23 protein-coding genes are annotated in these 25,786 nt (G+C 64.7%); 3 read left to right on the top strand and 20 right to left on the bottom strand.

Features of this window, described 5'->3' with window-relative positions:
- Positions 1–25 precede the first annotated feature (25 nt).
- The 10 genes from L0U81_RS23715 to gltS all read right to left on the bottom strand — a co-directional run bounded on the left by L0U81_RS23715 (position 26) and on the right by gltS (position 11,448).
- The gene (locus L0U81_RS23715) at positions 26–1,642 is read right to left on the bottom strand and encodes a PHA/PHB synthase family protein (protein WP_442793447.1); all 1,617 of its coding nucleotides are present in this window, start codon (positions 1,640–1,642) and stop codon (positions 26–28) included.
- The gene (locus L0U81_RS23720; RefSeq protein WP_233806136.1) at positions 1,639–2,109 is read right to left on the bottom strand and encodes a MaoC family dehydratase; all 471 of its coding nucleotides are present in this window, start codon (positions 2,107–2,109) and stop codon (positions 1,639–1,641) included. The genes L0U81_RS23715 and L0U81_RS23720 overlap by 4 nt, the downstream gene beginning before the upstream one ends.
- 83 nt (positions 2,110–2,192) lie before the next feature.
- Positions 2,193–3,128: an electron transfer flavoprotein subunit alpha/FixB family protein gene (locus L0U81_RS23725; RefSeq protein WP_233806138.1), complete on the bottom strand. Its 936-nt coding sequence runs from the start codon at positions 3,126–3,128 to the stop codon at positions 2,193–2,195.
- A 13-nt stretch (positions 3,129–3,141) separates the two neighbouring features.
- Positions 3,142–3,891 (bottom strand): electron transfer flavoprotein subunit beta/FixA family protein, encoded by a 750-nt coding sequence (locus L0U81_RS23730; RefSeq protein WP_233806140.1) that lies wholly within the window; start codon positions 3,889–3,891, stop codon positions 3,142–3,144.
- Positions 3,892–3,963: 72 nt separating this feature from the next.
- Positions 3,964–5,766 carry an acyl-CoA dehydrogenase gene (locus tag L0U81_RS23735; RefSeq protein ID WP_233806142.1) on the bottom strand — a complete coding sequence of 601 codons (1,803 nt, stop codon included), beginning with the start codon at positions 5,764–5,766 and terminating at the stop codon, positions 3,964–3,966.
- 212 nt (positions 5,767–5,978) lie between these two features.
- The gene (locus L0U81_RS23740) at positions 5,979–6,983 is read right to left on the bottom strand and encodes an AraC family transcriptional regulator (RefSeq protein WP_233806143.1); all 1,005 of its coding nucleotides are present in this window, start codon (positions 6,981–6,983) and stop codon (positions 5,979–5,981) included.
- Positions 6,984–7,099: 116 nt separating this feature from the next.
- Positions 7,100–7,561 carry a hypothetical protein gene (locus tag L0U81_RS23745; RefSeq protein ID WP_233806145.1) on the bottom strand — a complete coding sequence of 154 codons (462 nt, stop codon included), beginning with the start codon at positions 7,559–7,561 and terminating at the stop codon, positions 7,100–7,102.
- A gap of 65 nt (positions 7,562–7,626) precedes the next feature.
- Entirely contained in the window at positions 7,627–8,487 is an 861-nt protein-coding gene (locus tag L0U81_RS23750; protein WP_233806147.1) for a class I SAM-dependent methyltransferase, read from the bottom strand.
- Between the two features lie 13 nt (positions 8,488–8,500).
- Entirely contained in the window at positions 8,501–10,204 is a 1,704-nt protein-coding gene (locus tag L0U81_RS23755) for a dihydroxy-acid dehydratase (protein ID WP_233806149.1), read from the bottom strand.
- Positions 10,205–10,245: 41 nt separating this feature from the next.
- Positions 10,246–11,448: a sodium/glutamate symporter gene (gene gltS / locus L0U81_RS23760; protein WP_233806157.1), complete on the bottom strand. Its 1,203-nt coding sequence runs from the start codon at positions 11,446–11,448 to the stop codon at positions 10,246–10,248.
- Positions 11,449–11,623: 175 nt separating this feature from the next.
- Here gltS and L0U81_RS23765 point away from each other — a divergent pair, with 175 nt between their 5' ends.
- Positions 11,624–12,013, top strand: a complete 390-nt coding sequence (locus L0U81_RS23765) for a DUF6232 family protein (RefSeq protein ID WP_233806159.1) — start codon at positions 11,624–11,626, stop codon at positions 12,011–12,013.
- A 113-nt stretch (positions 12,014–12,126) separates the two neighbouring features.
- Here L0U81_RS23765 and L0U81_RS23770 read toward each other — a convergent pair whose 3' ends face one another.
- The 3 genes from L0U81_RS23770 to L0U81_RS23780 form a co-directional block, all read right to left on the bottom strand.
- Positions 12,127–14,580 (bottom strand): glycogen/starch/alpha-glucan phosphorylase, encoded by a 2,454-nt coding sequence (locus tag L0U81_RS23770; protein WP_233806167.1) that lies wholly within the window; start codon positions 14,578–14,580, stop codon positions 12,127–12,129.
- A 552-nt stretch (positions 14,581–15,132) separates the two neighbouring features.
- Positions 15,133–16,140, bottom strand: a complete 1,008-nt coding sequence (gene ltaE, locus L0U81_RS23775) for a low-specificity L-threonine aldolase (RefSeq protein WP_233806168.1) — start codon at positions 16,138–16,140, stop codon at positions 15,133–15,135.
- Positions 16,141–16,327: 187 nt separating this feature from the next.
- Entirely contained in the window at positions 16,328–17,119 is a 792-nt protein-coding gene (locus L0U81_RS23780; protein ID WP_233806170.1) for a peptidoglycan DD-metalloendopeptidase family protein, read from the bottom strand.
- Positions 17,120–17,593: 474 nt separating this feature from the next.
- Here L0U81_RS23780 and L0U81_RS23785 point away from each other — a divergent pair, with 474 nt between their 5' ends.
- Complete coding sequence (locus L0U81_RS23785; RefSeq protein WP_233806172.1) at positions 17,594–17,914, top strand: hypothetical protein; 321 nt, start codon at positions 17,594–17,596, stop codon at positions 17,912–17,914.
- A 167-nt stretch (positions 17,915–18,081) separates the two neighbouring features.
- Here L0U81_RS23785 and L0U81_RS23790 read toward each other — a convergent pair whose 3' ends face one another.
- From L0U81_RS23790 to L0U81_RS23815, 6 genes are all read right to left on the bottom strand, one after another.
- A complete protein-coding gene (locus L0U81_RS23790; RefSeq protein WP_233806174.1) occupies positions 18,082–18,411 on the bottom strand; it encodes a DUF4148 domain-containing protein in 330 nt (109 codons plus the stop codon).
- 272 nt (positions 18,412–18,683) lie between these two features.
- On the bottom strand, positions 18,684–20,093 hold the full coding sequence (gene gndA / locus L0U81_RS23795; protein WP_233806177.1) for an NADP-dependent phosphogluconate dehydrogenase: 1,410 nt from the start codon (positions 20,091–20,093) through the stop codon (positions 18,684–18,686).
- A gap of 267 nt (positions 20,094–20,360) precedes the next feature.
- Positions 20,361–20,969 carry a DUF938 domain-containing protein gene (locus L0U81_RS23800; protein ID WP_233806179.1) on the bottom strand — a complete coding sequence of 203 codons (609 nt, stop codon included), beginning with the start codon at positions 20,967–20,969 and terminating at the stop codon, positions 20,361–20,363.
- 127 nt (positions 20,970–21,096) lie between these two features.
- A complete protein-coding gene (locus L0U81_RS23805; RefSeq protein ID WP_233806181.1) occupies positions 21,097–21,966 on the bottom strand; it encodes an NAD-dependent protein deacetylase in 870 nt (289 codons plus the stop codon).
- A gap of 29 nt (positions 21,967–21,995) precedes the next feature.
- Positions 21,996–22,253 carry an oxidoreductase-like domain-containing protein gene (locus L0U81_RS23810; protein WP_233806182.1) on the bottom strand — a complete coding sequence of 86 codons (258 nt, stop codon included), beginning with the start codon at positions 22,251–22,253 and terminating at the stop codon, positions 21,996–21,998.
- A gap of 103 nt (positions 22,254–22,356) precedes the next feature.
- Positions 22,357–23,121 carry an SDR family oxidoreductase gene (locus L0U81_RS23815; RefSeq protein WP_233806184.1) on the bottom strand — a complete coding sequence of 255 codons (765 nt, stop codon included), beginning with the start codon at positions 23,119–23,121 and terminating at the stop codon, positions 22,357–22,359.
- 233 nt (positions 23,122–23,354) lie between these two features.
- Here L0U81_RS23815 and L0U81_RS23820 point away from each other — a divergent pair, with 233 nt between their 5' ends.
- Positions 23,355–24,185 (top strand): polysaccharide deacetylase family protein, encoded by an 831-nt coding sequence (locus tag L0U81_RS23820; protein ID WP_233806186.1) that lies wholly within the window; start codon positions 23,355–23,357, stop codon positions 24,183–24,185.
- Between the two features lie 12 nt (positions 24,186–24,197).
- Here L0U81_RS23820 and L0U81_RS23825 read toward each other — a convergent pair whose 3' ends face one another.
- Positions 24,198–25,610, bottom strand: a complete 1,413-nt coding sequence (locus L0U81_RS23825) for a DUF2252 domain-containing protein (RefSeq protein ID WP_233806187.1) — start codon at positions 25,608–25,610, stop codon at positions 24,198–24,200.
- Between the last annotated feature and the right edge of the window lie 176 nt (positions 25,611–25,786).

Genomic DNA, 25,786 nt, shown 5'->3' on the forward strand with positions numbered 1-25,786 from the left:
CACGCCATGCGCAAACGCCATCCGCTCATTCGGCACGAAGCTTCACATACCGGCCCGGTGCGCTCTCGATTACCTTGTACTTTCGATTGCCGAGCTTCGTGCGCGCCTCGACCTGTTCGCCGGAATGCTTCTTGACCCAGTCGATCCAGTGATTCCACCAGCTGCCAGGTTGCTGAACCGCTGTTGCGCGCCAGTCGTCCGCATTCTCGTCGCAGGTCTCGTTGGTCCAGTAGCTGCGTTTGTTCTTCGACGCTGGATTGATCACACCCGCGATATGGCCGCTTGCCCCCAGCACGAACTCGGTTTCGCCCCCCAGTAATTGCGTCGATCGATAGGCGGATCGCCACGGCACGATGTGATCCTCCTCGGCCGCCATCAGATAGCTCGGCACATCAATGTTGCCGAGATCGACGGGCGTACCGCAGAACGTCAGTTTGTTCGGCACGCACAGACTGTTTTCGAGGTACATGTTGCGCAGGTAGAAGCTGTACATCGGGCCGGGCAGATTGGTCGTGTCCGCGTTCCAGTACAGCAGGTCGAACGCGGCCGGGGATTTGCCTTTCAGGTAGTTGTTCACGACATACGGCCAGATCAGATCGTTGGCACGTAGCGACTGGAATACGAAGCCGAGTTCGCGCCCGGGATAAAGGCCGCCTCGACCGATCGTATGCTCGCGCATCGACACGCCCTGCTCGTCGATGAACACGCCGATATCGCCTGGGTCGCTGAAGTCGAGCAAGGCCGTCAACAGCGTCATGCTCGCCACGGAGTCGTCGCCGTTCGCACGCATGATCGCAAGCGCCGACGAAAGCAGCGTGCCGCCCACGCACCAGCCCAACGCGTTGACCTTGTCGGCCCGGCTAATGGCACGCGCGACGCTGAGCGCCTGCATCACGCCATCCTCGAGATAGGCGTCCCATGTGGTATTCGCCATGTCCTGCTGCGGATTGCGCCAGGACACGACGAACACCGTCAGCCCCTGCTCGCAGGCGAAGCGCACGAAGGAATTCTCCGGCTGAAGATCCAGAATGTAGAACTTGTTGATGCACGGAGGAACGATCACGAGCGGTCGTGCAGCGACCTTCGGCGTCAGCGGCGCGTACTGGATCAGCTGGAACAGATCGTTTTCATAGACTACCGCGCCGCTCGATGTGGCCACGCTGCGGCCCACTTCGAACGCGCTTTGATCAGTGATCGAGATCGAGCCGTTGCCCAGATCGTCGAACAGATGCGTCAAGCCCGCGAGCAGACTCGATCCGCCCGATTCCACCGCCGCGCGGATGACCTCGGGATTCGTCGCGGCGAAATTCGCGGGGCTGGCGAAGTCGATGAACTGACGCGTGTAAAAGCGCAGCCTGTGCTTGTCCTTTTCATCGAGCATGCTCGCCTCGACGAGCTCTTCGAGCGCGCGCGCATTGATCAGGTAGCTCTGTTTCAGAAGGCTGTACCAGCCGTTGCTGGACCAGTCATCGGCGTGAAACCGCCGGTCTCCCTGCTCGGGCTCGGCGACCGGCTTCAACTCCGGCCGCGCGCCGATCAATCCGGCTACGGTGTCGCCCCACAGTTGCGCGTGCTGTTGCAGGTAATGGGCGCTCGCGTGTGGCATGCTGAATGGCATTCTCATGGCGGGACTCGCTATCATGCGTTGCTGACGGCGCAAACCGCGTCTGCCTCGACACGATCGCGGCACGATGTCGGCATGACCACGGCGTCGCCTTCGATCACCACCCTGCCGCTGACCGTGCAAACAGTGGAGAGCACCACACGGCGCTTGTCGTGAATCAGTTCCTTGACCGTCACGTCGGCCCGAACGGTGTCGCCGGGTCGAACCGGCGCCTTGAAACGCAGGTTCTGGCCGAGGTAGATCGTGCCCGGGCCGGGCAACCGCCCCGCGATGGCCGCGGAGATGATGCTCGCGCTCAGCATCCCGTGAGCGATGCGCCCCTTGAAGGGTGTCGTCTGCGCAAACTGCTCGTTGATGTGAACCGCGTTGATGTCTCCCGACGCGCCCGCGAACAGCAGAATGTCCGCCTCCGTGATGGTCTTGGCGAAGTGGGCGCTCATGCCTGGTCGCAGGTCTTCGAAATCGTATCCGTTAAGCTCATTCATGATTATTCCGCTTGCTTGGCGGGCGTTTGCCCTGGGCTGAATGTGTACTGTGTCTTGGGACGGGCGCCAGGCGCCGGATGCGGTTAGCCGAGTTCGCTCACGAGTTCCGGCACGACGGCGAAGAGATCACCGACGAGGCCGTAATCGGCGACGCTGAAAATCGGCGCTTCTTCGTCCTTGTTGATCGCGACGATCACTTTGCTGTCCTTCATGCCCGCGAGGTGCTGGATCGCACCCGAGATGCCGACCGCGACGTACAGTTGCGGCGCGACGATCTTGCCGGTCTGGCCGACCTGATAGTCGTTCGGCACGAAGCCCGCGTCGACCGCCGCGCGCGACGCGCCCAGTGCCGCACCGAGCTTGTCCGCCAGCGGTTCCAGAACCTTCGTGTAGTTCTCGCCGTTGCCCAGACCCCGGCCGCCCGACACGATGATCTTCGCGCTCGTCAGTTCCGGACGGTCGAGCTTCGTGACTTCGCGGCTCACGAACTGCGAGATGCCCGTATCGGGTGCCGCTTCGATCTTTTCGACCGCTGCGCTACCACCTTCAGCTGCAACTGCGTCGAAACCGGTCGAGCGCACCGTGATGACCTTGACCGGATCCGCTGATTGAACCGTCGCGATTGCGTTGCCCGCGTAGATCGGACGCTCGAACGTGTCGGCGCTATCGACTGCGGTGATGTCGCTGATCTGCGCGACGTCGAGCTTCGCGGCAATACGCGGCGCGATGTTCTTGCCGTAAGCGGTCGCCGGCGCGAGGATGTGCGTGTAGTTCTTCGCGATGTTGAGCACCGTGGCTTCGACGTTTTCCGCGAGGCCGGCGGCCAGTTGCGGCGCGTCAGCCAGCAGCACCTTGCTCACGCCCGCGATCTTCGCGGCCGCATCCGCTGCGGCCTGCGCGTTGTGACCCGCCACCAGCACGTGAATGTCACCGCCGATCTTCTGTGCCGCTGCGATCGTATTGAGGGTCGCGGCCTTGACCGACGCATTGTCGTGTTCTGCAATTACCAGGTTCGTCATTTCTTGCGTCTCCTCACAGCACCTTGGCTTCGGTCTTCAGCTTCTCGACCAGCGTCTTCACATCCGGCACCTTCACACCGGCGGAGCGCTTCGGCGGCTCGGCGACCTTCAGCGTCTTCAGACGCGGCGTGACATCGACACCGAGGTCTTCGGGCTTGACCGTTTCCAGCGGCTTTTTCTTCGCCTTCATGATGTTCGGCAGCGTGACGTAGCGCGGCTCGTTCAGGCGCAGATCGGTCGTCACCACCGCGGGCAGCGTCAGCGACAGCGTTTCCGCGCCGCCGTCCACTTCACGCGACACGGTTGCCTTGCCGTCCGCCACCACCACTTTCGAGGCAAAGGTTGCCTGCGGCAATCCAGCCAGCGCCGCCAGCATCTGGCCGGTCTGGTTCGAGTCGTCGTCGATCGCCTGCTTGCCCAGAATGACGAGCGAAGGCTGTTCCTTGTCGACCAGCGCCTTGAGCAGCTTCGCGACTGCCAGCGGCTGCAGGTCTTCATTCGATTCGATCAGGATCGCGCGGTCCGCGCCGATCGCGAGCGCGGTGCGCAGCGTTTCCTGCGCCTGCGTCACACCAGCCGACACAGCGATCACTTCGGTCGCGACGCCCGCTTCCTTCAGACGTACCGCTTCTTCTACCGCGATTTCGTCGAACGGGTTCATCGACATCTTCACGTTGGCGATATCGACGCCCGTGTTGTCCGACTTCACACGGACCTTCACGTTGTAGTCGACCACCCGCTTGACTGCTACAAGAACTCTCACAACACTCTCCTTCCCACACCGGTAAGGCCGAGCCCTACCGTTTCGATTCACACGTCACGTTGATTGATTGCATCAAAACTGGTCTTCGCGCAGCGCCAATGCGCCTTCGCCATCGCGAGCGCCGCGAATCGCCGCTTCGAGCGCGACTGCGCGAGGCAGCACCTGGGTCGCGTAGCTGTGCGCGGTCGCGATCTTGGCGTCATAGAAGGCTGGGTCTTCGTCGCGTTTGTCGGCTGCGAGCACGAGCGATCGCGCGACTTGCCAACCCGCGAGCACGACGCCCGCGAGCATCAGATAGGAGACACTGCCCGCGAACACTGCATTCGGATCGCTTTTGACCCGCTCGACAACGTAGCGCACCGCGCTGTAGTACGCGTCACGGCCGAAGGAAAGATGGCGGACCATCGCCTGAAAGACCGGGCTCGTGCGATACGACGCGTGCGCCCGCAGCGCGGCCAATGTCGCGTCGATCTGCGCGAGCAGCATCACGGCCACTTCGCCGTTGTCGCGCACGGTCTTGCGGCCGACGAGGTCGTTTGCCTGGATCGCCGTCGTGCCTTCGTAGATCGGCAGGATGCGCGCATCACGGTAGTACTGCGCGGCGCCGGTTTCCTCGATGAAACCCATGCCGCCGTGCACCTGCACGCCGAGACTCGTCACCTCCAGCGACATCTCCGTGCTCCAGCCCTTCACGACCGGCACCAGGTATTCGTAGATTGCCTGATGGTTCGCTCGCGTCGCCGCGTCAGGATGATGATGCGCGAGGTCGCAATGCGACGCCGCCACATAGGTGAGCGCGCGTGCGCCTTCGGTCAGCGCGCGCATGGTCGAGAGCATGCGACGCACGTCGGGATGCTGGATGATCGTGACCGCCTGCTTCGCCGAGCCATCGACAGGACGGCTCTGCACCCGCTCCTTCGCATACGCGACGGCATGCTGATACGCGCGATCCGAGATGGCCACGCCCTGTACGCCCACGGCGAAGCGCGCGGCGTTCATCATGATGAACATGTACTCCAGACCACGGTTCTCCTCGCCGACGAGCTGACCGATCGCGCCGCCGTGATCCCCGAACTGAAGCACCGCCGTCGGGCTCGCCTTGATGCCGAGCTTGTGCTCGATCGATACGCAGTGCACATCGTTGCGCTCGCCGAGCGAACCGTCCTCGTTGACGAGAAACTTCGGCACGAGGAACAGCGAAATGCCTTTCACGCCTTCGGGCGCGTTGGGCGTGCGTGCGAGCACCAGATGCACGATGTTTTCGGTCATGTCGTGCTCGCCCCATGTAATGAAAATCTTCGTGCCGAAGATCCGGTACGAGCCGTCGGCCTGCGGCTCGGCGCGGGTGCGAACGAGCGCGAGATCGGAGCCGGCTTGCGGCTCGGTCAGGTTCATCGTGCCGGTCCATTCGCCCGAGATCAGCTTCGGCACGAAGCGTTGCTTCTGCTCTTCGCTGCCCGCCGTCAACAGCGCTTCGATCGCGCCGTCGGTCAGGAGCGGACACAGTCCCAGCGACAGGTTCGCGGCATTGAGCATTTCGATGCAAGGCGTGGACAGCAGTTTGGGCAGATCCTGACCGCCGTATTCCGACGGATGTTGCAAACCCTGCCAGCCGCCTTCGGTGAACTGACGAAACGCGTCCCTGAATCCGGACGTGGCGCTCACCGCGCCGTCCTTCCAGGTGCTCGGGCTGCGGTCGCCGTCGAAGTTCAGCGGTGCAAGCACGCCCTCATGCAGCCGCGCGGCCTCTTCGAGCACGGCCCGGGCGGTGTCGGCGGTCGCGTCCTCGCAGCCGGGCAAGCCCGACAGGCGGTCGATTCCGGCCAGTTCCGTGATTGCAAACAACATGTCCTTGAGAGGCGCGACGTAGCTCATTGCCATTCTTCCGATCAGATAGTCCGTAGGGGATGTCACCCGTCTGATGGCGCTGCGGCCGGGGTAACGTATGGCTGAATCGTAGCGCCGGACAGGCCCTGCCCGGTTGTCCAAACCGGACGATCTATTGACATACCTGGCCAGGCCGCAAAGGCTGAATGCCGCGTCGGAACGGCGTCGGCCTGTGCAGCCGACGCTTCAATATGGCGAGATCAGCCACCCCGGCGATAGGCCGCCGGGGTGCTGCCCGTCCAGTGACGGAACGCTCTGTGGAACGCGGTGGGGTCGCCGAAGCCGACGTCGCCCGCGATGATGGCGATGGGTTCGTGCGTGCCTGTCAAACGCTGTATCGCGATGTCGCGGCGCAGTTCGTCCTTGAGCACCTGAAACGCCGTGCCTTCGGCGGCAAGATGACGGCACAGCGTTCTGACCGAACAATGCAGGCCTTCCGCCGACTCTTCGATGGTGGGCACGTCTGGTAGCCGGGACGCGAGAAATTCCCGCACGCGATGACTGAAAAGCTGTTCGTTGAACGAAACGAAGATCCAGTCTTCCGGCGCGCGAGCGAGAAACCTGCGCAGGTTCGCCTTGCGCTGACGCACGGGCATGTCGAAATAGGTACTGCTGAACTGCATCGAGGTCCGGGCGCAGTCGAACTTCGCCGGCCCGGGAAACAGATAGAGATACTCGAGCGCGTGAGGCGGACGGGGAAACGCGAACTGCACCTGCAACAACGCAATGCGCTGTCCGATCAGCCACGACGCAATCCCATGCGCCAGCTTCAGCATCAGTTCCTGGCCCAGAATGCCAAGTTGCGCGCCAGTGCTTGCCGGATGCAGCGTCAGACTCGCGACGAGCTCGCCGCGGCGCGACTCGAAGCGGAAGTCGTCGAGCACGAGATGGAAGAACTGGCCGAACCGGTGCATCGCGGTTTCGAGGTTCGGCGCATCCAGCAGGCTCAGGCAGAGAAACTTCAGCGAGCCGCTGCGCAGCGGGCGTGAGAAAACGCCGGGCATTTCATCGTCGAGTTCGATCGCGAGCGCGCGGTAGAGCGTCGAGAACTGTTCCTCGGTGACGCGCGCCCCAGGCTGGTCCAGAAGCGCGCGAGGGATGTTCGCGGCCGACAGATGCCGGTCGACGATATCCGGCTGCGTCCCGACGCTGCCGAGGAAACCATTGACGAGCGAGATCGGCACGGTTGCGCCAGGAGCGTGCATGAGGTGGTTCCGCGAGGCGAAGACGCATCAGCATAGCGCCTCCCGCCGCATCGTGGCGATGGTTCAGCGGGTCGCTACGCGAGTGCCGCGCCTGGGGCGCCGCGGTGGCTTGCCGCCTACTGCGCCGACGCGTGCGAGCGCAGGTACGGCACGTAGCCGTTCTGCGTTTTCAGGATCTTGTCGGCGCACTCGTCATAGTCCGAGCCCTTCTCGCTGTCCGGACCATACATGCCGCGGCACTGCGCGAACAGCGTGAGCGTCGCGCCGCCCGTGCTCTTGTCCGCGCGGGTCGCTGAAAAAGCGGCTTTGCCCGTATCGTCGGGCACGTCGGTATCGATCGCGATCGCGTCCGCACGGATCACGTGCGTGTCGGAATGCTGCTCGATATAGCGCTTGGTGGCCGCCCAGGCGGCATCGCAATTCGCCGGCGTGCAATCGATCACCGCGTTGCGTTGCGCGGCGAGGAGGTTCGGTTCGCTATGAAGGATTTCCTGCTGGGCGCGCTGCGCCTGCTTTTCCGGGGACGAGCAGGCGGCGAGTGCGCACGCGACGAGTGCTAAGGCAGCAATTCTTTTCATGAGTAGACTTCGGAGGCCATGTTCGAGCGCGATTATAGCCGTGTGGGCGAAGCGGGCCACAACCACTACGTATTCGCCACCAGCAATTCCTCCGCATTGCCCGGCGGACGCAGCCCATCCGTCCTGCCCGCGAAATAGCGCTGCGTCAGATCGGCGGCAGACACATGCCGTGCCTCGTCGAATCCCGCTTCGCGCGCCATTGCGATCATCTGCTGCGGCGTGAAGAAGCTGATGAACGGCGTTCCGCTCGCACGCGCGCCCTTCTCGGCCATCTCGAGTCCGGGACGCACGTCCGGGTCCGCCATCTCCAGCGGCAACAGAAACGTCATCGCGAACGTCGAGCCACGCGCAAGCCCGGCCACTTCGCGCAGCGTCGCCGCGTTCGCCTCCTTCGTCAGATACATGCTGACGCCGGTCGACACGACGACGGCCGGCCTGCTTTCGTCGAAACCTTCGGCGACGAGACGCTGCCGCCAGCTGTCGCCCGCTTCGAAGTCGACCGCCACGAAACGCAGCCAGTCCGGCACGCCGAAACCCAGCTCGCTCAGCCGTTGACGCTTCCACGTTTGCGGTCCCGGCTGGTCGACCTCGAACACGGTGAGCCGCGACGCGATGTCGGGCCGGCGTTGCGCGAAGCTGTCGAGACCGGCGCCGAGAATCACATACTGGCCGACGCCGCGCCCGGCCTGCTCGACGACCAGATCCTCGATAAAGCGTGCGCGCGCGACGATCGACGCGCGAAACGGCCGCGTGAACTGCGGGTCCATGTCGCCGCGGCTGCGCCAGTCTTCGGCGGGGGCCAGCAACCGCAAGCCGACTTCGTCTTCGAACACGTGCGGCGGCGGGTCGGCCTGCACGTGCAGCGCACGCCATAACGCGACGCGCGCGGCGGTGCTGTCGGGTACGGTCTCTCGTGGTTCGTTCATGCCTCTGTCTCGCTCACTTGAGAAACTGGAAATCGCAACCTTCGTCGGCCTGCAGAATTTCTTGCTCGTACAGCTTCGCATAGCCGCGTTTCGCCGGCGCTTGCGATCTCGGCGGCAACGCGGCGCGGCGTCGATCGAGCTCTTCATCGGACACGAGCAATTCGAGCGAGCGATTCGCGACGCTCAAGCGAATCCGATCGCCGTTGCGCACCAGACCGAGCGGCCCGCCCGACGCCGAATCGGGCGTGATGTGCAGCACGATCGTGCCGTACGCGGTACCGCTCATACGCGCGTCCGACATGCGCACCATGTCCTTCACGCCGGCGCGCGCGAGCTTCGCCGGAATCGGCAGATAGCCGGCTTCGGGCATCGCCGATTCGCTGGTGGGGCCGGCGTTTTGCAGCACCAGAAAATCGTCGGCGCTGACGTCGAGCTCGTCGCTGTCGACGCGGTTCGCCAGGTCTTCGAGCGATTCGAACACGACCGCTCGCCCTTCTTTCTCGAACAGCTTTGGGTCCGCCGCCGAACGCTTCAGGATCGCGCCGCGCGGCGCGAGGTTGCCGAACAGGGCGACGAGACCGCCGTTCTCGCGCACCGGCTGCGCATACGGCCGCACCACCGAGTGATCGACCCAGCTCACGTCGTGCAGCCGATCGCCGAGCGTTTCGCCGGTCACCGTACGGCAGTCGAGATGCAGCAGGTGTTTGATCTCGCGCAGGATCGCCGGCACGCCGCCCGCCGCATACAGGTCTTCCATATAGTGATCGCCGGTCGGCTTCAGGTTGACGAGCACCGGCGTGGTGTCGCTCAGTTCGTTCAGCCGCTGCAGATCGATCTTCACGCCGACGCGGCCCGCGATCGCGGTCAGATGAATCATCGCGTTCGTCGAGCCGCCGATCGCGAGCAGCACGCGCAGCGCATTCTCGACCGACTGCGCGGTGATGATCTCACTCGGCAGGATCGGCTTCGCGATCAGATCGAACGCGACGCGCCCCGTTTCTTCCGCGATGCGCAGCCGGTCTGCATCGACGGCGGGACACGCGGCGCTATTCGCGGGCATCATGCCGAGCGTTTCGGCGATGATCGCCATCGTGCTCGCCGTGCCCATCACCGCGCAGGTGCCCGCGGTCGACGCAAGCCGTCGTTCGACGATGCCGATCTCCTGTGCGTCGATTTCGGTTGCACGGAACCTGGCCCAGAAGCGCCGGCAATCGGTGCAGGCGCCGAGCCGCTCGCCGCGATGCCGGCTCGTCGACATCGGCCCCGCGACCAGTTGCACCGCGGGCAGATTCGCGGACGCCGCGCCCATCAGTTGCGCGGGCACGGTCTTGTCGCAACCGCCGAGCAGCACGACCGAATCCATCGGTTGCGCGCGCGTCATCTCCTCGACGTCCATCGACATCAGGTTGCGGAACTTCAGGCTCGTCGGGCTCAGGAACGTCTCGCCGAGCGAGATCGTCGGAAACTCGATCGGCAGACCGCCGGCCGCGAGCACGCCGCGCTTGACCGCTTCGATCATCTCGGGGAAATGCCGGTGGCAGTTATTGAAGCCGCTCGCCGAATGCGCAATGCCGACGATCGGCCGGTCCAGCATCTCGCGGCTATAGCCCATCGAACTCGCGAACGTGCGGCGCAGATAGACGCTGAATTCGCGGTCGCCATAATTGGTCAGGCCTTTGCCGAAGCCGACGGGCTTGTTGCTGTGTTGATCGCTCATGGTATTTGCTTGCCAGGTTGACCTGCGAACGCCACCGCGGCTCAATGAAAAATCGGTAGCGAGAGAAACAGCTTGATGACGATCGCGTTGACGATGTCCATGAAAAACGCGCCCGTCATCGGCACGATCAGGAACGCGATATGGGAATGGCCGAAGCGGCTCGTGATCGCCTGCATGTTCGCGATCGCGGTCGGCGTCGCGCCCAGGCCGAGACCGCTTTGTGCCGCGCACAACACGACCGCATCGTAGTTGCGGCCCATCACCGGGAACGTGATGAAGATCGCATAGAGCACCATCAGCACAGTCTGCGCGATGAGGATCGAGATGATCGGCACAGCGAGCGCGGCAAGCTCCCATAGATTGAGCCGCATCAGCGCCATGGCGAGAAAAAGCGCGAGCGCCACGTTGCCGATCAGCGCAACCGCATGCTGGTCGATCCGTACGCGCACGAGCGCGAGCACGTTGTTCAGGAGCACGCCGATGAACAGCGTGCACACGAAAGTCGGCAACTCTAATGGGGTGCCCGCGATCCAGTCGGCGAACACTTCGCCGCCGGCGAGGCAGATCGAGATCAGCGCGAGCGTCGTGATGATCGCGGCGGGCGTGGTGGCCTGCTGCGCCTTCGGTTCTTCGAAGACCAGCGTCTCTTCTTCGCGCAGCTTGACGTGCCGCAGTTCTTCGGCACTGATCCGCCGCAGCAGGAGCCGTGCGAGCGGGCCGCCGAGCACGCCACCTATCACGAGCCCGAAGGTCGCGCAGCCGATCGCGATCTCGGTCGCCGACTCCAGCCCGTGGCGCTCGGTGAAGACCTGGCTCCACGCGGCGCCCGTGCCGTGACCGCCCGACAACGTGACCGAGCCGCCGAGAATGCCGAGCAGCGGATCGACGCCAAGCGCGAACGCGAGCAGCAGGCCGAGCACGTTCTGCAGGATCAAGAGCCCGCTGACCAGCGCGAGAAAGCGGACCAGCACCGGTCCGCCCGCCTTCAGGCTCGACAGATGCGCGTTCAGACCGATCGTCGAGAAGAACGCGAGCATCAGCGGCGCCTGCACCGTCGAATCGAATTTGACCTCGACGTGCGTGGTGAGGCGCGTGATCAGCACGCCGATCGCGACGATCAGGCCGCCCGCCACCGGCGCCGGAATCGAATAGATCCGCAGCACGCCGATCCATTGCACGAGCTTTTCGCCGAGCAGCAGCACGAGCGATGTCGCGACCAGCGTGGCATATACGCCGATAGTCATGAATGGCCTCCGGGCGGGATCAAGACGCAGTAGCGCGCGCCTGCGACATCTTAGCCAATCCCTCCGGGCGAGGTATCGATTTCCTTGATGCAATGCAACCAGCCGATGACGTCGCGTCACTGACGAGCGACGAAGTCTGCTACGCTGCGCCCTTCACCACCCTCGCATTGAAACGATGGAATCCCCTTTCAACGATCGCGGCGTGTCGGTCACGCGCAACGCCCTCTCGTCCGCGGGTCAGGTCTTCCCGCTGCGCGATATCGTGGACGTGCAGGTCGTCACCGTCCAGAAGAACAAGGTCGTGCCGCTCGCGATCTCGGTGGCCGGGTTGATCGGCGCGGTCGCCGGGGGGGTGCTGCATTCGCCGGCGGGACTCGTATGCGGGGTAATGCTGATCGTGGTCGGTTGGCTCACCCTGGTGAGCCAGGACGTCACGCATCGGCTGATGGTCAGGACGGCCGACGGCGAGCGCGAGGCGCTGATGAGCACGGATCGCGAGTTCGTCGAACGCGTCGGCGAGGCCGTGCATCGGGCGAAGGCAGCTGCTGCGGCGCCGAAGGCCTGACGCGAGCCGACGGCGAGACATGACAAAGCCGTGCACGACTGATCAGCACCAGCCCCGCACGGCTTTCCATTGGCTGCCTCGACCGAAGCAACTACGTTGCCGTCATGACACGCTCATTCGATACTGAGCGGACTCACGCGCCAGATATTGCGCGCGTACTCGCCGATCGTGCGATCCGACGAAAACTGCCCCATGCCCGCGACGTTCTCGATCGCGCTTTCGGCCCATGCGTGCCTGTCGACGAAGCGCGCATCCACTTCGTTCTGCGCCTTTGCAAACGCGTCGAAATCGGCGAGCACCATGTAGTGATCGCCCCAGTCGACCAGCGTGTGAAAGATATCCGAAAAGCGCAGCGGATCGTCCGGCGAGAAGAAGCCCGAGCGGATCTGATCGAGCGCGGTGCGTAATGCTTCGTTCTCCTCGTAGATATGCCGCGGCCGGTAGCCGCTCGCGCGCAGATCGTCCACCTCGTCGGCGGTGTGGCCGAAGATGAAAATGTTGTCGCGCCCCACCGCGTCGCAAATTTCGATGTTCGCGCCGTCCATCGTGCCGATCGTCAACGCGCCGTTCAGCGCGAGCTTCATATTGCCGGTGCCCGACGCCTCGGTGCCGGCCATCGATATCTGCTCCGACAGGTCGGCCGCCGGAATGATCAGTTCGGCCACGCTGACGCCGTAGTTCGGCACGAACACGACCTTCAGCCGATCGCCGATCAGCGGATCGGTATTGACCTTCTCGCCCACGTCGCCGATCAGCTTGATGATCGTCTTCGCCATCCGGTACGCGGACGCGGCCTTGCCCGCGAACAGCACGACGCGCGGCACCCAGTCGCGCTCCGGATTGGCGCGAATCTCGTTGTAGCGCACGATCACATGAAGCACGTTCAGCAGCTGGCGCTTGTATTCGTGAATGCGCTTGACCTGCAGATCGAATAGCGCATCCGGATTGAGGTGCATCTTCGTGTGATGCGCGAGCCGCTGCACGAGCCGCAGCTTGCTCTGTCGTTTGGCCTCGCGGAATGCTTCGACGAACTCGTCGTCCTTGCGCAGATTGCGCAGTTGCTCGAGCTCGAACAGATTGCTGCGCCAATGATTGCCGATGCGCGAGTCGATCAGCGACGACAGCGACGGACTCGCCTGGGCGAGCCAGCGACGCGGCGTGATGCCGTTGGTCACATTGGTGAAGCGGTCTGGATAGATCCTCGCGAAGTCGGCGAAGATGTCGCGCGTCATCAGTTGCGAATGCAGCTTCGACACGCCGTTCACCTTGTGACTCGCGACGATCGCCAGATACGCCATGCGCACGCGCCGCTGCCCATATTCGTCGACGAGTGAAATGCGCCGGATCATCTCGGCATCGTGGTACGACTGCTCGCTCACGTGCTGCAGAAACTGCGCGTTGATTTCGAAGATGATCTCGAGATGCCGCGGCAGCAGGCGCGACAACATTTCGACATCCCAGGTTTCGAGCGCCTCGGGCATCAGCGTGTGATTCGTGTACGAGAAGATCTGCGTCACGTGTTTCCACGCCTTGTCCCACGGCACATGATGCTCGTCGACGAGCAGGCGCATCAGCTCGGGAATCGCGAGCACCGGGTGCGTGTCGTTCAGATGCACCGCGACCTTCTCCGAGAAGCGCCCGAACGTGCTGTGCGTGCGCTGATAGCGGCGGATCAGATCCTGCATCGTCGCCGACACGAAGAAGTACTCCTGGCGCAATCGCAACTCGCGGCCGGCCGGCGTCGAGTCATCCGGGTAGAGCAGCCGCGACACGTTCTCCGACATGTTCTTCGTGTCGACCGCGTTGCGGTAGTCGCCGCGATTGAATGCACCGAGGTCGAGCTCCTCGGTCGCACGCGCGGACCACAGGCGCAGCGTGTTGGTCGCGTCGGTCGCATAGCCGGGGATCACGGTGTCGTACGCGGTCGCGTTCACGTGCTCGGTGTCGATCCATTCGGTCTTCTCGCCGCGCTGCACCGTGCGCCCGCCGAAGTGGACCATGTACTTGATTTCGGGCCGCGGAAATTCCCACGGATTGCCCGCGCGCAGCCAGTAATCGGGCGCCTCGACCTGCTCGCCGTCGACGATTTCCTGACGGAACATGCCGTACTGGTAACGGATGCCGTAGCCGAAGCCCGGGATGCCGAGCGTCGCCATCGAGTCGAGAAAGCACGCGGCGAGCCGGCCGAGGCCGCCGTTGCCGAGCGCGGCGTCGGGTTCGATTTCGATCAGCGCGTCCATGTCGACGCCGAGGCTCGCGAGCGCCTCCTTCATCTGGTCGTGAATGCCGAGCGCGAGCAGCGCGTTGGTAAAGGTCCGGCCGATCAGGAACTCCATCGACAGGTAGTAGACACGCTTCACGTCCTGCTCGTATTGCAGGCGCGTGGTCTTCATCCAGCGCGCGACGAGCCGGTCGCGCACGGTCAGCGCGGCTGCGTGCAGCCAGTCGTGCGGGTGAGCGGTGATGGCGTCCTTGCCGACGCCGTACATCATGCGATTCGAAATTGAGCGCCGTAGCGCGTCGACGGTACTGTGGAGCTGGTCGAATTCCAGATCGACGGTTGTCATCGAAGCCTCCGGGTAGTTCGACATGGCAGACGCGAACCGCACTGGGGACGGACGGGAGGCGCGTGCCTGTCGGAGCGGTTTAAAAAAACAGAGTAGGACATTTTAGGGATCGCGCACGCCGGCGCGCGAGCGCACGGTGACGCACGTGCCGTGCCCGGCGCGCACGCCCAATGCCACGGGACGGCGCCGCGGCCAGCGCCCAGATGCGGTGCACGGCCGCGTGGTGGCGGCACTCGCGGTGTGCATCGGCGGGCGCGAAGCGCGGCCGGAGTCGGGTTGGCTAAGCTGGTACGCCGACGCCGCCCCCGGCGTGCCGCACATCGATTATTTGTTTCGATGCGTGACGCTTGGATGAAGCCCCGCGTTGCTTCGGGGTGCGATCGGATCGGGCAGCTCGTTCTGCCGGGCGGCTTTAGCGTATTCGAGCTGGATTTGACACCGGACGCGTGCCGATCTGGAGACGCGGGGCGGCATTGACAGTTAGTTGCATGCTGCAAAGCATCCAAGCGCCTGATCCCACCGCCCCCTTGCCCGGCTCTCTGCGCGATCGTGTCAACGCGCCGCGAAATACCCCTTCACCGCGGCGATAAACGTATCGATATCGTCGCGCGACACATCCTTGTGCGTAACGAAGCGCGACGCGTAGAGCATCTGCGTGAGGATGCCGCGTTCCTTGAGCCACGCCTCGAGCGGCGCGCAATGCTGCTGCGGAAACTGCGCGAACACCATGTTCGTCGCGACCGATTGCACCTTCACCTGCTCGATCGTCTCCAACCCCGCTGCCAGACGCGCGGCGTTCGCGTGGTCGTCGGCGAGACGCTCGACGTTGTGATCGAGCGCGTACAGGCACGCCGCCGCGAGCACGCCGGCCTGGCGCATGCCGCCGCCGAGCACCTTGCGCCAGCGATGCGCGACGTCGATCAGCGCGCGGCTGCCGACCAGCACCGAGCCGACCGGCGCGCCCAGTCCCTTCGAAAAGCAGATCGACACCGAATCGAACGGCTCGGTAAGTTCCGCGACCGGCTTGCCCGACGCCACCGCCGCGTTGAAGACGCGCGCGCCGTCGAGGTGGGTTGCGAGGCCGCGCTCGCGCGCGAGCTGCGTCGCCTCGGCGACGTACTGCGCCGGCAGCACCTTGCCGCCGATCGTGTTTTCCAGCGCGAGCAGTCTCGTGCGCGCGAAGTGATCGTCGATCGGCTTGATCGTGGCGGCGATCTTCTCGAGCGGGATCGAACCGTCAGCGGCGTTTTCGAGCGGTTGCGGCTGGATGCTGCCGAGCACCGCCGCGCCGCCGCCCTCGTATTTGTAGGTGTGCGCGAGCTGGCCGACGATGTATTCGTCGCCGCGCGCGCAGTGCGCCATCAATGCGGCGAGGTTGCTTTGCGTGCCGCTCGGGAAGAACAGCCCCGCTTCCTTGCCGGTGCGCTCGGCCAACGTGGTCTGCAGACGCAGTACGGTGGGGTCGTCGCCCCAGACGTCGTCGCCGACTTCGGCCGCCGACATCGCCGCGAGCATCGGCGGAGTCGGACGGGTAACGGTATCGCTGCGCAAATCGATCATTTTGTGTCCCTGTGCGTCCATGAATGACAGCCTACGGCGATCGGCCGCGCGTACGTTCCGCAACGAACGCGTACGCGCCGGCAATCGAGCCACACAGTGTATTCAATTCACACGACGCTGAAAATCGGCGCGCCCCCGAGAAGCGCACCGATCCGGCCGCTATGAGTGACAGATGGGAGGGGGACGCTCAGCCGCCCGGCTTCGGCAGCCACTGGAGCGGATCGACCGGCTGGCCGTTCTGACGCACTTCGAACTGGATCGACGCGACACCGCGGCTATCGACACCGACCTCGCCGATCGTCTGCCCTTGCGCCACCGCGTCGCCTTCCTTGACGAGCAACTGGCTGTTCTGGCCGTACGCGGTGATCAGCGAGTCGTTGTGCTTGATGATGATCAGCGGGCCATAGGCTTCGATGCCGGTGCCCGCGTAGACCACGCGGCCGGTCGCCGCGGCCTTCACCGGATCGCCGGGCTGCCCGCCGATCACAATGCCGTTGGACTTACCGGGCGAAAACGCCCGCAGGACCGGTCCGCGCAACGGCCATTGCAGCACACCTGGCTGCGGCCCGGCCGCGGCGGCCGGCGGCACGTTGGCCGTCGCGCCGGGCGCGACCGGCGTGGCTGCCGCACCCGGCGCCACCGCAACCGGCGGCGCGACCACACTGCCCGAGACCATCGGCGGCGACACGCGCAGCACCTGGCCGGGCGCGACCGCCGCATTGACCGGCAAACCGTTCCACGCCGCAATTTCCTGCGGCTTGCGTCCATACGCCGAGGCAATGCCGGACAGCGTATCGCCCGGGTTGACACGGTAGTAGCCGGCGGGCACCGGCACTGTCGCGAGGCTGGTCGTGGCGGACGGCGCACTGCTGTAGAACGGCGTGCTTTCCCACGGCACCGTCGTGCAACCGGCGATCATCACGCCAAGCGCCACCGCCATCAGGAGGCGGATTCCCGTCGGTTGCGATTGTTCTGTCATCTGATTTTCCTCGACGTGTGTATCAATCCGATTCAATCGACGCCATAGCAATTGCCGTGCCGCCCCGCTTGCGCAGCTGTCGCGGCCGTCTGCTGTCGACTGGATATTATGCGCGACCGGCACAGGCGCGCCGCGCTGGCGGCGCCGTCAAACTGCCGTGTTCTTCAGACGCTGCCCTGCGTTTCGACGACCAGTGTCGAGCGCGCCCCAGACAAGGGACGCGGGAAAGCTTCTGCTGCGGATGATTTTCACGGCCGATGAACGATGGGCAACCGCGCGGCCAGCGCCATCTGCCCACGCGCGACAGCACTGGTGCGGCTGGCCCTATTATAGGTCTCGCGGCACGGGCAACCTTGCAAGCAAGCCAGCGCTGCCGATTCGTCCTATCATTGCAGGCAACTGGGCATCGCCTATACTCAGTCAAGCCGCGCGGAGCCGCTCACGACAACGCTGTGATTCTGGGAGGAATCGAGGATGAACAAAGCCACCTTTCTGTCCGTGCAACTCAACGTCGACGATGTGGCGGCGTCTCCCGGCCTCGTCGAACTGCTGAACACGCATCTTGTCTTCGCCGCCGACGTCGCCGAGGCCGCCGATGCGCTCGTGCAACTGGCGAGCATCGCGGGGCTGTCGAGCGGGGTCGAGGCGAGCGTCGAGTTGCCCGCGGTGGCGGTCGAGCGGCTGCGCGAGGCGCTCGACAACCTCAGCGGCTACGACGAATCGTGGCTGCTGGCACTGGAGCCGAGCCGCGCGCTGTTCGATGAGATCGGCCGACGGCATCGCACGCTGCACTAACGCAAGCCCGCCGCACCACGGCGCCGTAAACGACAAAACGCCATCCAATCGAACTGGATGGCGTTTTTTCTTGCCCGCCGCGTTCGCGCTATTGCACGACGCGGCGTCTACCGCACACTTCTACTGCAAACTTCCACATCAAAGTTCAGCGCAACCCGTAGCGGCAATTAGCCGCCGAAGTACACCGAGTTACGGTCGGCCTTCACCGGAAGGACGGCGTGGCCGTGGCCAGCTTGTGACGTACCGACGGCCGGAGCGCCGTAACCGCTGGTGTCCGCGACGGCCGTGCCGTGTTGCGCATCGACGCGAGCTTCCGCTTGCTGGATGTTTGCCGGATAGGTTGCGTTGTCGCCGGCCGGGTTGTAGCCGGCCTTTTCGAGTTGAACCAGTTCAGCGCGAACCTCAGCGCGGGTCACCGGCTGGCTGGCTTGAGCGAACGCAGCGACCGGAACAACGAGGGCGGCGGCGATAGCGACCGCGGAAATCAGAGTCTTCATGATTAACCTCCAAAGAACTTGTTGTCTGCTGCGCTTCGGGTTTCTGCTTCTCCCTCAGCGATTGATAACAAGTCTAGAGGCGTCGCGGCCTAGGGTAAACACCTAAAGCAACGAAAATCTATTGCGACACCCGCAATAATCATTTCGCGTTTTCCACGTCCATACTTAACCCACGTTATATTCAGTAACAATCCGCGCTCATTGCCATTCCAGACGGACTAACGGCCCGGCGCGCCCTATTACCATCGCGCGCCGGGCCGTTTTTCAGAAGCTCAGCTCCACTGTGCGTGGAAGCTGCCCGGCTTGTCGATGCGTTCGAACGTATGCGCGCCGAAGAAGTCGCGCTGCGCCTGCACGAGGTTCGCGGGCAGACGTTCCGAGCGGTAGGCGTCGAAATACGCAATCGCCGACGCGAACGCCGGTACCGGCACACCCGCGTTGACCGCGGCCACCACGACTTCGCGCAGCGCAGCCTGGTAGTTCTTCGCAATGTCACGGAAGTACGGATCGAGCAGCAGATTCGCGAGCGCCTTGTCCTTCGAGTAGGCGTCGGTGATCTTCTGCAGGAAGCGCGCGCGGATGATGCAGCCCGCGCGGAAAATCTTCGCGATCGTGCCGTAGTCGAGATCCCACTTGTACTCTTCCGACGCCGCGCGCAGCTGCGCGAAGCCCTGCGCGTACGAGATCACCTTGCTGAAGTACAACGCGCGGCGCACCGATTCGATGAACGCGTCCTTCGCGCCTTCGAGCGGCCTCGCCTGCGGACCTTCGAGCACCTTGCTCGCGGCCACACGCTGCGTCTTCAGCGACGACAGCACGCGCGCGAACACCGCCTCGGTAATCAGCGGCAACGGCGCGCCGAGATCGAGCGCGTTCTGGCTGGTCCACTTGCCGGTGCCCTTCTGCGCGGCACGGTCGAGAATCACGTCGACGAGGTCCTTGCCGGTTTCGTCGTCCTTCTTGCCAAAGATCTTCGAGGTGATTTCGATCAGATAGCTGTCGAGTTCGCCCTGGTTCCACTCGGTATAAACCTTGCCGAGTTGCTCGTTCGACAGGCCGACGACCTGCTTGAGCACCGCGTAGCTTTCGGCGATCAACTGCATGTCGCCGTACTCGATACCGTTGTGCACCATCTTCACGAAGTGGCCCGCGCCGTCCGGTCCCATGTACGCGACGCAGGGCTCGCCGTCCGGCGCCTTCGCGGCGATCTCGGTGAGGATCGGTGCGACCAGGTCGTACGCGTCGCGCTGACCGCCCGGCATGATCGACGGGCCTTTCAGCGCGCCTTCCTCGCCGCCCGACACGCCGGTGCCGATGAAATGCAGACCCGCCTTCGCGAGTTCCTGGTTGCGGCGGATCGTGTCGGTGAAATGCGTGTTGCCGCCGTCGATCAGGATGTCGCCCTTTTCGAGCAGCGGCTTGAGCGAGGCAATGGTCGCGTCGGTCGGCTCGCCGGCCTTGACCATCAACAGAATGCGGCGCGGCTTTTCGAGCGACTCGACGAACTCTTCGAGCGTGAAAGCCGGCACCAGTTTGCGATCCGGATATTCGGCGATGAGTTCGTCGGTTTTCTCGCGGGTACGGTTGTAGACCGACACCGCGTGGCCGCGGCTCTCGATGTTGAGCGCCAGATTGCGGCCCATGACCGCTAGCCCCACCACGCCGATTGCCTGTTTGCCCATGTGAATTCTCCAGAGTCCAAAAAAATGTCGTGTCGCCGCGCTGCAAAAACACCGGCGCGACGCCGAGGGTGAAAGGATAAAAGAAATGCGCGCTTGCCGCTTGGTGGCGGGCAAGGACGCCAGTGATCCGTGCTGCTGCCGTGCTCGTGTTTGCGCGTGACGTCAGGTATTGTGCGCGCGTCGGCGCTCGGGCGGCGGGTCGAGTTTCGAATCGGGCTGAGGTTTGGCGAAAGGCGCGGACGAATGCAAGACCCGCCGGTTTGCCGGCTAGGCTGCCCGCTTGATGAACACCAGACTCAAATTGTTCGCGGGCATCTCGACCACCCGCTCGCACGTGAGCCCCGCGGCGTCGCCGAGCGCGACAACCGCTTCCATGTCGCGCACGCCCCATTCGGGATCGCGACTCTTCAGCCATTGATCGAACGCTTCGTTGCTCGGCGCCGTATGCGCGCCGCCGCGCCGGTACGGACCGTACAGAAACAGCACGCCGCCGTCGACGAGCCGCCGCCCGGCGCCGTCGAATAGCGCCCGCGCCGCGCTCCACGGCGAGATATGGATCATGTTGATGCAGACCACCGCATCGACCGCATCGATGCCCCAGTCCGGCTGATGCACGTCGAGCGCGAGTGGCTCGCGCACGTTCGCGAGCCCCGCGTGCGCGCGCCACGCGGCAATCGACTCGCGCACCTCGTCATCGGCATCGCTCGGCTGCCAGTCGAGGCCGGGCAGCGCGCCGGCGAACCAGATCGCGTGCTCGCCGGTGCCGCTCGCGATTTCGAGCACGCGGCCGCTGGCCGGCAGCGCGTCGCGCAGCACGGCGAGGATCGGTTCGCGATTGCGTTCGGCGGAGGGTGAATGTTGCCGGGCGTCGGTCATGGATAGCTTGGCGTGTTAATACAGTGTGGCGCGCACGCGCTCGGGCAACTCGCGATCGTAAGCGGGGGCGATCAGCAGCGCGGTGGGCGGCAGTTTACCGTCAACGGCGAAACTGTCCAGCAGCGCATTATCGTTCGGCCAGCAGGCCGGCGAGCGCGCTCAACGTATCGCCGCACGGCGCGGCCACCTTCAGCGACAGCAGCGGATCGGCGCGCGTGCGGCCGAGGTTGATCGCCGCGATCGGCTTGCCCTGGCGCTGCGCCCACACGCAGAAACGGTAGCCGGAATACACCATCAGCGACGAGCCGACCACGAGCACCGCGTCGGCCGCATCGAGCGCACGCGACGCCGCTTCGACACGCGCCTTCGGCACGTTCTCGCCGAAGAACACCACCGACGGCTTCAGCAGCCCGCCGCAGTTCGAGCACGCCGGCACGCGAAAGCCGCCGAGATCGTGCCACTCGAGATGCGCGTCGCCATCGGCGGCGGCTTCGGCCGTGACATCGAGCAGCGCGGGGTTATCGGCTTCGAGTGTCTGCTGGATCGTCGCGCGGGCATGCTGCATGCCGCAGTCGAGACAGCTCACGCCGTCGATGCCGCCATGCAGCTCGATCACGTCGCGGCTGCCCGCGCGCTGATGCAGACCATCGACGTTCTGCGTGACCAGCGTCGGCACGTGACCCGCCGCGTCGAGCCGCGCGAGCGCGACATGCGCGGCATTCGGCTGAGCGCGCGCGACGAGCGGCCAGCCCACCATGCTGCGCGCCCAGTAGCGCTGACGCATCGCGAGCGTGCCGAGAAACTCCTGCAGCGTGATCGGCGGCGAGCGCTTCCATGCGCCGTTGTCGTCGCGATAGCCGGGGATGCCGGAGTCGGTGCTGATGCCTGCGCCGGTCAGCACGAACAGGCGCGGATGACGCTGCACGAAGCGATGCAGGTCGTCGAGCGTGTGCGAGTCGCTGAGGGGTTCGGTCGGCGTGAGTTGAGGGGCGGTCATGACGGGGACGGTGGAAGTGCGTGCGCTGGTCAGCGGCGTGGACGCGATTTGCCGCGCGATGAAGTCGAGCGAGGCGTCTCGGCTCGCGGCTTCGGCTTCGCGCCCTGCTTGTCCAGGTGCCGCGCCTGCCGCTCTCGCCATGCGCTCAGCGCGGCCTCGTAGCGCTCGAGCGCTTCGTCGTACAGATCGAACACACACTGCGTGCAACCGCTATGACAGCAGTCATCGAGGTCGGGCCGGGCGGGCGGCTGCGGCGGCGGGTCGTCGCTGGGTGTGGCTCGGGGCACGGCGCGTGGCTTTTGCGTGGCAAGACGGCGGAGCGCCCAGTATAAGTTGAACGCGCTCGCCCCGCTCCCGCCCCCCCAGTTGCTCTATGGCGTAGCGTGCCGCTCAACCGCGCCCGACGAACGGCATCTTGCTCGCCATGATCGTCATGAACTGCACGTTCGCCGAGAGCGGCAGGCTCGCCATATGCAGCACCGCGTCGGCGACGTGCTGGACGTCCATCAGCGGCTCGACCGCGATCTCGCCGTTCGCTTGCGGCACGCCGCGCGCCATCCGGGCGGCCATCTCGGTCTGCGCGTTGCCGATATCGATCTGTCCGCACACAATGTCGTATTTGCGGCCGTCGAGCGACACCGCTTTCGTCAATCCGGTAATGGCGTGTTTGGTCGCCGTGTACGCGGCGCTATTCGGCCGCGGCGCGTGCGCGGAGATCGAGCCGTTGTTGATGATGCGGCCGCCGCGCGGGTTCTGCTTCTTCATCAGGCCGAACGCCGCGCGCGTGCAGAGGAACACGCCGTTCAGATTGGTGTCGACAATCGAGCGCCATTCGTCGATGCTCACTTCGTCGAGATCGACGGGCGAGCCGTTGCGTCCGGCGTTGTTGAACAGCACGTCGAGCCGGCCGAAGCGCGCGCGGATCGTATCGAACAGCGCGGCAACGCTGTCGGCGTCGGTCACGTCGCACGACACCGCGAGCGCGTCACCGCGCAGCGCCTGGGCTTCTTGCGCGACCGCATCGAGCGCGGCCTGGCGGCGTCCTGCGAGCACCACGCTATAGCCATGCTCCGCGAGCTTCAGCGCGCACGCGCGGCCGATGCCGCTGCCCGCGCCCGTCACCAGCGCCACTTTTCCGTTTCCTGTTTCCGACATCCTGCATCTCCTGTTGTGTAAGATTGGGGCGCGCCTATTTTCGCCTCGCGACCATACAACAACGCATCTGCGATCGCAAACCGCGCGACGTCTTTCAGCGTGCTTTCACAAAGCACGCGGGCCGCCGACCTCGCCACGTCGCCGGGCGCAACAGTGGTATCGTTCGCGGTTGCACATCGCGCACGATTCACAACCTTCCCGGTACGGAGGAAGGCGCACTGGAAGCACGTTTGATGAATGAATGCCCGAACCCGCCGCGCCGCTGGCCGCGTACCCGCAACTCCGCACTGCTGAACGGCACGATCGGCTGGCACGTGATCGCGCTGATCGGCGTGGTTGTCGCGCCGGGCGCGTGGCCGTGGTGGCTCGCCGCGATCTTCGCGAACCACGCGCTCTTCACGATCACTGGACTGTTGCCGCGCACGACGCTGCTCGGGCCCAACTGGACCCGCCTGCCCGCAAGCCCCCGCAACGCGAACGCGATCGCGCTGACCATCGACGACGGCCCCGATCCCGTCGTCACGCCGCAAGTGCTCGATCTGCTCGACGCGTTCGGCGTGCGCGCGACGTTCTTCTGCATCGGCAAGCATGTCGAGCGATATCCGCAGCTCGCGCGCGAGATCGTCGCGCGTGGCCATGCGCTCGAAAATCATTCGCAGGTGCACGTGCATACGTTTTCGGTCACGTTTCCGCGCGCGTTGACGCGCGAGATCGCCGCCGCGCAACGCACGCTCGAAGCGGTCAGCGGCGCGCGGCCGATGTTTTTCCGCGCGCCCGCGGGCCTGCGCAACCTCTTTCTGGAGCCGGTGCTGCGCAAGCTCGATCTGCGTCTAGCGGCGTGGACGCGGCGCGGCTACGACACGCGCGAGCGCGACCCGCACGTGGTCGCAAGACGGCTGCTCGACGGCCTCGCCGCGCGCGATATCCTGCTGCTGCACGACGGCAATGCCGCGCTGACGATCGACGGTCAGCCGCTCATTCTCGCGGTGCTGCCGAGCGTGATCGCAGCGGCGCGCGAGCGGCATCTGCGTTTCGTCACGCTGCGCGAAGCGCGCGTCGATTGACGCTGCGCGCCACTACACGCGGAAATCCGCTGCCATGTCGTCATCGGTGCGCGCTTCGAGCTGGCCGCTGCGGCACGCTTTGATGAACCCATCGTAGTCGCGCTCGACCTGGTCCGCGTAGGCGGTTGCGTAACCGGTCAGCGCTTCGGCGAACAGATCGCCGCGGCCGATGTACGAACTGATCTCGATCGCCTGGCCGCTCGCTTTCGCATGCGCGCGCGCCATGATCCAGCCGCATAGCCGCGCATAACCATCGAGCAGATCGCTGTCGAACAGCTCGATATTCGCGGACAGCTTCATGTCGCGCAGCTGGCGGAAATAGAAATGCCGCCCGAGCGGCCCCGTCCCCCAGCCGAGAAAGATATCGCTCGCAGCCTGCAGCAAGCGCTGTCCTTGCACGACGCGCTCTCCCTGATGCTTGACCGAAGGCGACTTGTAGAACTGCGCGATGACAGACGGCCGCGCCTCCTTCAGTTGCAGGAATAACGGCTTGCCCATGTGATCGACGAGCAGAACGACGAAACAACGCGTACCGACGCTGCCTCCGCCGGCCACCTTGAACACGATGTCGTGCCTCGTGAAGTGATCGAGCAGTTCGCGCCGGTCGTGCGACATCGTTTTGCGGTAGTCGTCCCACAAGTGCTCGACCATCCTGTCGACATTGCCGCTCCGGTAGGTTTCGGTTTCCTCGGCCGTAAATAGCGTGTTCGCGCCGGGCACGTGAAACAGCGCGGGCGGCGCGTCGTGGATCGACCAACGATGGCCGTCGAACGAGGTCATTTTCTCGAATTGGCTTTCGTGCGTGCGGCTCGCGGCCTTCTCCATGCCGCGCCGCACCGCGCGCCGGCGCTCGGGCGTCAGCGCGATCTCCGCCATGCGGTCGAACGTAATGCGGTCGTACCACAGTTCGAGCGCGCCGTACTGCGCATATTGCGCGATGCGATCGCGATACGAGCGGACCGCGGTCATCACGAGGCTCTCGGCAGTGCCGCGGCTTAGGCGCAGATGGCGCGCGGCAATCACGAGGCTCGCGCACAGGCGTTTCAGATCCCATTCGAACGGGCCGATCGAGACTTCGTCGAAGTCGTTCAGGTCGAAGATCACTTGCCGCTCGGGCGTCGCGAAGCCGCCGAAATTCATCAGATGGCCGTCGCCGCAGATCGGCATGCTGAGGCCGGTGTCGTGCACCTTGCTCAGATCATGCGCCTGCACGATCGCGCTGCCGCGAAAGAACGCAAACGGCGAGGCGGCCATGCGCCCATAGCGCAGCGGCACCAGATTCTCGACGCGCTCCGCGCTGCTCTGTTTCAGCAGTTCGATCGGATCGCGGTGCAACTCGCCGACCGCGCGATGGCTTGAGCGTTTCGAGCGCTCGCGTGCGGCACGGCCGCGCGCTTCCCGTTCGGCAATGGTGCTGGCTTTCATGCCTGTTCTCCGTTTTGCGATTCTTGAAGCGGTGATCACAAAGACTGCTTCCCGCGCATGGCGTCGTATAGACCGGGCATTCGCGATCATAACGGGTCGGAACAGAGCGCAGCGCTTCAGGCTGTGACTGCGCGCTTGCAACCCGCCTTGCAGCCCGCCACCTGTTCGCGTAGTAC

The organism is Paraburkholderia sp. HP33-1, from assembly GCF_021390595.1.
Lineage (GTDB): Bacteria > Pseudomonadota > Gammaproteobacteria > Burkholderiales > Burkholderiaceae > Paraburkholderia.

Excerpts from the sequence above, each read along its gene's own strand:
- L0U81_RS23715 (WP_442793447.1), bottom strand. The coding sequence starts at position 1,642 with ATGATAGCGAGTCCCGCCATGAGAATGCCATTCAGCATGCCACACGCG.
- L0U81_RS23720 (WP_233806136.1), bottom strand. The coding sequence starts at position 2,109 with ATGAATGAGCTTAACGGATACGATTTCGAAGACCTGCGACCAGGCATG.
- L0U81_RS23725 (WP_233806138.1), bottom strand. The coding sequence starts at position 3,128 with ATGACGAACCTGGTAATTGCAGAACACGACAATGCGTCGGTCAAGGCC.
- L0U81_RS23735 (WP_233806142.1), bottom strand. The coding sequence starts at position 5,766 with ATGAGCTACGTCGCGCCTCTCAAGGACATGTTGTTTGCAATCACGGAA.
- L0U81_RS23740 (WP_233806143.1), bottom strand. The coding sequence starts at position 6,983 with ATGCACGCTCCTGGCGCAACCGTGCCGATCTCGCTCGTCAATGGTTTC.
- L0U81_RS23745 (WP_233806145.1), bottom strand. The coding sequence starts at position 7,561 with ATGAAAAGAATTGCTGCCTTAGCACTCGTCGCGTGCGCACTCGCCGCC.
- L0U81_RS23750 (WP_233806147.1), bottom strand. The coding sequence starts at position 8,487 with ATGAACGAACCACGAGAGACCGTACCCGACAGCACCGCCGCGCGCGTC.
- L0U81_RS23755 (WP_233806149.1), bottom strand. The coding sequence starts at position 10,204 with ATGAGCGATCAACACAGCAACAAGCCCGTCGGCTTCGGCAAAGGCCTG.
- gltS (WP_233806157.1), bottom strand. The coding sequence starts at position 11,448 with ATGACTATCGGCGTATATGCCACGCTGGTCGCGACATCGCTCGTGCTG.
- L0U81_RS23765 (WP_233806159.1), top strand. The coding sequence starts at position 11,624 with ATGGAATCCCCTTTCAACGATCGCGGCGTGTCGGTCACGCGCAACGCC.
- L0U81_RS23770 (WP_233806167.1), bottom strand. The coding sequence starts at position 14,580 with ATGACAACCGTCGATCTGGAATTCGACCAGCTCCACAGTACCGTCGAC.
- ltaE (WP_233806168.1), bottom strand. The coding sequence starts at position 16,140 with ATGATCGATTTGCGCAGCGATACCGTTACCCGTCCGACTCCGCCGATG.
- L0U81_RS23780 (WP_233806170.1), bottom strand. The coding sequence starts at position 17,119 with ATGACAGAACAATCGCAACCGACGGGAATCCGCCTCCTGATGGCGGTG.
- L0U81_RS23785 (WP_233806172.1), top strand. The coding sequence starts at position 17,594 with ATGAACAAAGCCACCTTTCTGTCCGTGCAACTCAACGTCGACGATGTG.
- L0U81_RS23790 (WP_233806174.1), bottom strand. The coding sequence starts at position 18,411 with ATGAAGACTCTGATTTCCGCGGTCGCTATCGCCGCCGCCCTCGTTGTT.
- gndA (WP_233806177.1), bottom strand. The coding sequence starts at position 20,093 with ATGGGCAAACAGGCAATCGGCGTGGTGGGGCTAGCGGTCATGGGCCGC.
- L0U81_RS23800 (WP_233806179.1), bottom strand. The coding sequence starts at position 20,969 with ATGACCGACGCCCGGCAACATTCACCCTCCGCCGAACGCAATCGCGAA.
- L0U81_RS23805 (WP_233806181.1), bottom strand. The coding sequence starts at position 21,966 with ATGACCGCCCCTCAACTCACGCCGACCGAACCCCTCAGCGACTCGCAC.
- L0U81_RS23815 (WP_233806184.1), bottom strand. The coding sequence starts at position 23,121 with ATGTCGGAAACAGGAAACGGAAAAGTGGCGCTGGTGACGGGCGCGGGC.
- L0U81_RS23820 (WP_233806186.1), top strand. The coding sequence starts at position 23,355 with ATGAATGAATGCCCGAACCCGCCGCGCCGCTGGCCGCGTACCCGCAAC.
- L0U81_RS23825 (WP_233806187.1), bottom strand. The coding sequence starts at position 25,610 with ATGAAAGCCAGCACCATTGCCGAACGGGAAGCGCGCGGCCGTGCCGCA.